At 46.8% G+C, this 5,961-nt stretch carries 7 protein-coding genes and 1 pseudogene; 5 read left to right on the forward strand and 3 right to left on the reverse strand.

Annotation, left to right across the window (positions count from 1 at the left end):
- Positions 1 to 262 precede the first annotated feature (262 nt).
- Positions 263 to 1,012: an SIMPL domain-containing protein gene (locus IM496_RS21505; protein ID WP_194018457.1), complete on the forward strand. Its 750-nt coding sequence runs from the start codon at positions 263 to 265 to the stop codon at positions 1,010 to 1,012.
- Between the two features lie 419 nt (positions 1,013 to 1,431).
- Positions 1,432 to 1,597: pseudogene (locus tag IM496_RS21510) on the forward strand (transposase); the annotation flags it as partial.
- 183 nt (positions 1,598 to 1,780) lie between these two features.
- On the opposite strand, the gene IM496_RS21515 reads toward IM496_RS21510, so the two are convergent.
- On the reverse strand, positions 1,781 to 2,170 hold the full coding sequence (locus tag IM496_RS21515) for an AbrB family transcriptional regulator (protein WP_002737568.1): 390 nt from the start codon (positions 2,168 to 2,170) through the stop codon (positions 1,781 to 1,783).
- 300 nt (positions 2,171 to 2,470) lie between these two features.
- Between IM496_RS21515 and IM496_RS21520 the strand changes: the two genes are divergently transcribed.
- From IM496_RS21520 to cbiB, 3 genes are read left to right on the forward strand one after another with little or no spacing between them, the layout of a single operon-like run.
- Positions 2,471 to 2,914, forward strand: coding sequence for an Rrf2 family transcriptional regulator (locus tag IM496_RS21520; protein WP_002738021.1), 444 nt, complete (start codon positions 2,471 to 2,473; stop codon positions 2,912 to 2,914).
- A complete protein-coding gene (locus IM496_RS21525) occupies positions 2,862 to 3,335 on the forward strand; it encodes a GFA family protein (RefSeq protein ID WP_287233646.1) in 474 nt (157 codons plus the stop codon). Before IM496_RS21520 ends, IM496_RS21525 begins: the two co-directional genes overlap by 53 nt.
- 2 nt (positions 3,336 to 3,337) lie before the next feature.
- A complete protein-coding gene (gene cbiB / locus IM496_RS21530; RefSeq protein WP_287663273.1) occupies positions 3,338 to 4,318 on the forward strand; it encodes an adenosylcobinamide-phosphate synthase CbiB in 981 nt (326 codons plus the stop codon).
- On the opposite strand, the gene IM496_RS21535 is transcribed toward cbiB, so the two are convergent.
- Both IM496_RS21535 and IM496_RS21540 read right to left on the reverse strand, forming a co-directional pair.
- On the reverse strand, positions 4,289 to 4,633 hold the full coding sequence (locus IM496_RS21535) for a hypothetical protein (protein ID WP_002783765.1): 345 nt from the start codon (positions 4,631 to 4,633) through the stop codon (positions 4,289 to 4,291). The genes cbiB and IM496_RS21535 overlap by 30 nt on opposite strands.
- A 376-nt stretch (positions 4,634 to 5,009) precedes the next feature.
- Positions 5,010 to 5,678, reverse strand: coding sequence for a lysophospholipid acyltransferase family protein (locus IM496_RS21540; protein ID WP_190358241.1), 669 nt, complete (start codon positions 5,676 to 5,678; stop codon positions 5,010 to 5,012).
- Between the last annotated feature and the right edge of the window lie 283 nt (positions 5,679 to 5,961).

Below are 5,961 nucleotides of genomic sequence, written 5' to 3' on the forward strand. Positions count from 1 at the left end.
GCATTATTCACCAACTGGCAAAAACCTGATTGTGAGGACATCTCAAAAAACAGACTGTTTTTCAGCCAGATCGCTAGATGAACTTCTTGCCAAGGCTTTCGAGGATTTTCCAAAGTCTTCATGAATAATGCAGGCTAGGGAGTTTTTGGAGAAGGGAAAGCTTCCCGTCAGATTGCGACTTCCATTGATTTTTGTAAATAATAATTTCAAGGCACTTGCTACTAGCATAGGATAGAAACGTCGGATTTCTAGGATGGGGATGATGAAAGACAGTTCTATATTTCGACGTTTCCCACAGGTGTTCGCGGGTTTATCGGTGCTATCGATCGCTCTCGTCTTGAGTTCCTGGATAGCGGCACGCTCGTTCTTGGCGGTGAAACGGGCGAGCGATGTTTTTGTCGTCACTGGTTCGGCCAAAAGGGCGATTACATCCGATTATCTTCTCTGGCGTTTATCGGTTTCCAGTCAACAACCTACCGCCCAGGATGCCTACCGCGATCTGATCCAGCAAACCCAGCGGATACGAGCTTATCTCAAAGAAAAACAAGTTCCCGAAGACGCAATCACCACCAACGCGATCGAGACGATGGCGATTCCCGAAGTAACAGTTAACGGCCAGGAAACCGGACAAATTCTCGCCTATCGTCTCACCCAACGCTTCGAGATCCGAGCGAGCGATGTGGCCCGTTACACGGAACTTTCTAGGCAGGTAACGGAATTGATTGAGGAGGGAATTAACCTCGTCTCTGAACCTCCCCAATATCTTTACACCCAACTGGATAAGCTGCGGGTGGAAATGGTGGCGGCAGCGACCAAAGATGCGAGAGCGAGGGCTGAGGCGATCGCTAGTAGTACCGGCAGTCGGGTGGGAAGGGTGCGCGATGCGAAAACGGGAGTTTTTCAGATCACCTCGCGCAATTCCACTGACGTGAGCGATTCGGGAATTTACGACACTTCCTCGATCGACAAAGATATTACCGCAGTGGTTTCGGTGACGTTCGGGATCGAGTGAATTATAGCCTTTACCTAGGGTTTGCGGCAAAAAGTTTTTCGTGGGGGCAGGGTGTGGGGAAATGGGGAAATGGGGAAATGGGGAAATGGGGAGAATAAATAAAAATAATCTCCTGCCGACCGCCTGATCTCAACAAGCAATTTAAATTACGAACAGCTTATCCAACAAGGTTTTTAGATTTATTCAGCCAGCCCTACCTGCGGCTGCATCTGATTTTTGTCAATCTACCCAGTGGGGATTTTTCCAGGGAAACTATCTTCTAAAATTCGCGCTTAATGGCGATTTTTTCCTCAATCCCGCCGCAGATTAGCTTTTGCAGTGGGATGCTTAGATGCGGTTGTTCATACATTCGTACTAATTTAAGGATGACTGATCATTGTTGATTGTCGTTATTTCTGCACATCTGAGATGCTCCCAGAAAGTCCGGACAAGCTAAGAGAAGATTTTAGTTTCAATCTGGTCATGACAAAACTACCTGAAACTTCAGGAACTGTCCTTGCTATTATCTTTTTGGTTGTCAATCTTTCCCAACTGCTTCGGCAGTTTTTTTGGGCTTTTTTTGTCTTTCTGGCTTTTTTTGCGAACAAATGAACTAAGATAGTCCTTCTCTTTAATAAAAATTATGTTTAAAGTTGTTTTGCCTAAGTAAAACTTATCAATTGGGCGACAAATCAGTGGCATTCAATAGCATGATTTCTGGAGCGAATTTTTCAGCAGCCCCTATCTCATAGCAAGGAGAGAGTGAAACGGCTCTCTCCTTAATTATGGCTATTCGTCGTCGTCGCTGGCGCCAACTTGCTTGAGATGAATATGTTTTCTCCCCAAAGTAATTTCAAATTCATCTCCCGGTTTGAGTCCCATTTTTTTGGTGTAGGCCGAACCGATCAGGAGATTATTATTTGATTGGACACTGATCCGGTAGCTGGCCGAGCGCCCACCTCGTCCATGACCATTGGCACTGCTATCTAAGTCAATTCCCTCAGCATCGATTAAAGCATTGAGAAATTTCATCATATTAACGCGTTCGATACCATTTTTTGTCATGGTATAGTAGCCGCATTCCCGGGCTTTTTCCTCTTTGCTGAGGTTGCCTAGCTGTTTAACTTTCTCAATTAGTTCGAGGCCAGTCAGGGGTTCTGGATTAGTAGTTGTGTTCATTTAAGTTTGCAGTAGATAAGTAAAGGTTAGGGTCATCAAGGCTAGTCGAGGAGAATTGCTCCCCCTGACCAGAAACAATCGGGTTACGATTGATCTCTACACTTATCTTACACGGTATAAACTAAAAATTGTCACTTGCTTGGGGAAATTGATTGTAATTGATTAGACTCTATCTCTCGATCAAAATCTTAACAGAATTTATCAATGTTGATCGAGATGCCGGGGTAAGGGAGGTTAGCCTTTCTGTCATCAATGAGAGCAGGGGCTAGGATAGAGATAAAGAGGTAAAAATGAGGGATAATGAAGCTAACAACTAGGGGTCACTATAGTGTTAAAGCCTTGCTGGATCTTAGTTTACAACCGAGGGGAACTCCCGTATCGGTAAAATCGATCGCCCTGCGTCAAGATATCCCGGCTGCTTATCTAGAGAAATTGCTGATAGAAATGCGACGAGCGGGGTTAGTTCGTTCCTTTCGGGGATCGCAAGGGGGTTATCAATTGGCCAGGCCGGCAAATCGGATCTCGTTGGGGCAAATTTTGGAGGCAGTGGGAGAGACGATCGAGCCATTATCAGGCTATCATCCCAGGGACGAACAGGCAGAAGATTGGGTGACATTTACTATCTGGAAACACCTCCACGAGAAATTAAAAGAGGCCCTGGGGAAGATTACCTTAGCCGATTTATACTACGATGCGCGTAGCTGGATCGCCGCTAGGGGAGAGGAAACCAGCTTTATTGTTTAGTAGTTTAGAAGTTATGACAGCAACAACTCAAGGAAAGATTTATGGGGGGGGTTGTCACTGTGGAGCGATCCGTTTTCAAGTGGCGATCGAGCATGATCAAGCTCTAGACTGTAATTGTTCGATTTGTCAGAAAAAAGGTTTTCTGCATCTGATTGTTCCTTCAGCACAATTTACCCTCCTAAGCGGTGAAGATTTCTTAAGTACCTATACATTTAATACCCACACAGCCCAACATTATTTTTGTCGTGTTTGTGGTATTCATCCTTTCTATCGTCCCCGCTCCCATCCTGACGCTATAGATATAAACCTGCGCTGTTTGGATGGCAATGTCTTAGGCGATTTTCAGATCCAGTTCTTTGATGGGGCTAACTGGGAAGACAATATCGAGAAAATTCGGGCTATCGATGGGAAAAGGGAGTAATTGTGAAGGAAGCGGCAACGGCGATCATTTTAGTATTAGGGGCGGTTTTAGATTATCTGATCGGCGATCCCTGGGGATGGATTCATCCAGTGCAGGTGATGGGGGCGATTATTGCCGTGGCCACAAAAGTTATCCTTAATTGGACGCAGGAAAAAATTTGCCAACGTTTAGGGGGCATAATTCTGGGACTGGGTTTAATTATCTTGGCCGGGGTCTTAACTTGGCTAGGAATCCAATGGTTAGGTCAGGTCAATTTGCTGCTGAGTTGCCTAGTACAAATGATTCTCTTGGCCAGTTGTTTAGCCGGTAGAAGTTTACGCAGGGCTGCCGAAACCGTCATCGCACCTTTACAAGCTGAAAATATCACCCTAGCTCGTTGCCAACTAAGTTTATACGTTGGTCGCGACACAGATAATCTCAGCCGCGAAGAAATCCTCCGCGCCCTATTAGAAACCGTCAGTGAAAATGGTGTGGATGGAGTTACCGCGCCACTTTTTTATGCCCTTCTCGGTGCTTTTCTGGGTGTGGGACCAGTGCCCCTCGCTTGCGCTTATAAAGCCGCTAGTACCCTCGATTCGATGATTGGCTATCGTCGGCCACCCTACACCCATATGGGCTGGTTTAGTGCCAAAAGCGAGGATGTTTTGACATGGCTACCCTGTCGTTTAACGGTCTTAACTCTCGCCCTAATTTCGGGCCGGCCGGGGCGAGTTTTAAGCATTTGTTGGCGCGATGCCCGTCGGGATCCTAGTCCTAATTCCGGTTGGAGTGAATGCGTCTATGGGGCGATTTTGGGGGTGCAATTGGGGGGGAAAAATCAATATCGGGGCCAGATTGTGGAAAAACCTTTATTGGGCGATGACCTCAACCCGATTACCGTCAAAACCGTCGAACAGGCTTTGCATTTAACTCGTACTTGTGTATTACTTTGGTTGGCGATCGCTGTTAGCTGCTTAGTTGCTAGAGATTTTGCTCAATTTTAGCGACCAGAGGCGACGGCGTTGACGGGATTGACGCTGCCAGTAACGGATAATCAGGGAGAAGGTCAAGAATAGGGATTGCAGTATCTGTATCTGTCCGCAGAGGCGTTGATAGTTTTGTCGGAGATAATAGGTTTTCGCCCCGGCGATGAGAATATATTCGGGGGCGGGGTAAAAAATGTGGTGTAAACGTCGTTCCACCCGGTTTAAAATTTTGGTCACTCGCCCTAAAATCCGCCGCAATTGCCACAATTTCCAGACTAGAAAGCAATTAAATAAAGTTAAGCCTAGATTGAAGCCGAGGACAAAAAAGAACATGATCGAGGCGATGGTCGAGTTATGCCAATTTTAGCCTAGATTCCCGACTTGAAAGTGTAGGGAAAAGAAATCTAATAAGCTGCCCGCGTATTTAGGGTCTGCTTAATAAATCTAAAAACCTTGTTGGATAAGTTGAGATCAGGCAGGGGGCGGTCGGCGGTCGGCGGTCGTCAGTATTCAGGAGTCAGGAGATAGGAGACAGGTTTTGGGGGTTGGGGTTTTGGGGTTTTGGGGTTTTAGTTCAATTTCCCCACTTCCCCCCCCCAATTCATAATTCATAATTCCCACACCCCACACCCCACACCCCACACCCCACACCCCACACCCCACACCCCACACCCTGTCCCCACGAAAAACTTTTTGCCGCAGACCCTAGTTAGCGTCCGAGGGCGTGTAATCCGTTAATAATTTCGGCACAGCGCTCGGTAACTGCCTGTAAAGCCTCTCTTTTGCTAGAAATCGGTGGCGGTAGCACTTCCCCGATGCGAATAGTTAAGGGGATACTATGGGGAAAAGAAGAACCTTTTTGAAAAATCTTTTCTGTCCCCCACAAACTGACGGGTAACAGGGGAACGCCCGCTTTAGCGGCAATCATCGCCGCGCCTAGTTTTGGTTGATGGATTAATCCGTCCTCGGTGCGGGTTCCCTCCAGAAACACTCCCACTGCCCAGCCCGCTGCTAAGGCTGCCATCGCCGCCCGAATTGCCCCGCGATCACCACTGCTGCGTTTGACGGGATAGGCCCCATAAAGAGCGATCGCCTGTTTTAAAATCGGGATGGTAAATAATTCTTCTTTAGCCATATAAGCTACGGGACGACGCACGGCACAGGATAATAGGGGTGGATCGAAGTAACTGGCGTGATTGCAGACGATAATCAGAGGATGACGCTGGGGGACATTTTCCACTCCGTAAACGCGACCGCGAAAATAGCCGTGTAGGGTTGGGCTAACGATCGACCATTTAAAGAGATGATATAAAACTAAACTGGCAAAAGGTTCTCGCTCTTGAGGCTGGTTCATGACTGACAACTGTTCCCTAGACATGGAAAAGCCCTTGGGAGTCTTGCCGTGTTTCGACCCCAAGGACTTTGCTTTCTTCTCACTCCTCACACAATTAAAACATACAGCAATTTACGGGTTAGGGAAAGGTTAAGCGTGCCGCTTTCTTAACTGGCATAATTACCTACCTAGCCTGCATTATTCATGAGAGTAGGGTAAAAAACCCTGAAACCACTACCAGATATAAGTTACAGCGACTTGATCTCAACAACAGTCTGTTTTGTCTCTCCGTCACTGGGCTTTCAGGAGAGAAAATAATGGTTAAAAA

Source organism: Microcystis sp. M049S2, from assembly GCF_020245625.1.
GTDB classification, from domain to species: Bacteria; Cyanobacteriota; Cyanobacteriia; order Cyanobacteriales; family Microcystaceae; genus Microcystis; species Microcystis ichthyoblabe_A.

Excerpts from the sequence above, each read along its gene's own strand:
- IM496_RS21540 (WP_190358241.1), bottom strand. The coding sequence starts at position 5,678 with ATGTCTAGGGAACAGTTGTCAGTCATGAACCAGCCTCAAGAGCGAGAA.
- IM496_RS21515 (WP_002737568.1), bottom strand. The coding sequence starts at position 2,170 with ATGAACACAACTACTAATCCAGAACCCCTGACTGGCCTCGAACTAATT.
- IM496_RS21535 (WP_002783765.1), bottom strand. The coding sequence starts at position 4,633 with ATGTTCTTTTTTGTCCTCGGCTTCAATCTAGGCTTAACTTTATTTAAT.
- IM496_RS21520 (WP_002738021.1), top strand. The coding sequence starts at position 2,471 with ATGAAGCTAACAACTAGGGGTCACTATAGTGTTAAAGCCTTGCTGGAT.
- IM496_RS21505 (WP_194018457.1), top strand. The coding sequence starts at position 263 with ATGAAAGACAGTTCTATATTTCGACGTTTCCCACAGGTGTTCGCGGGT.
- IM496_RS21525 (WP_287233646.1), top strand. The coding sequence starts at position 2,862 with ATGCGCGTAGCTGGATCGCCGCTAGGGGAGAGGAAACCAGCTTTATTG.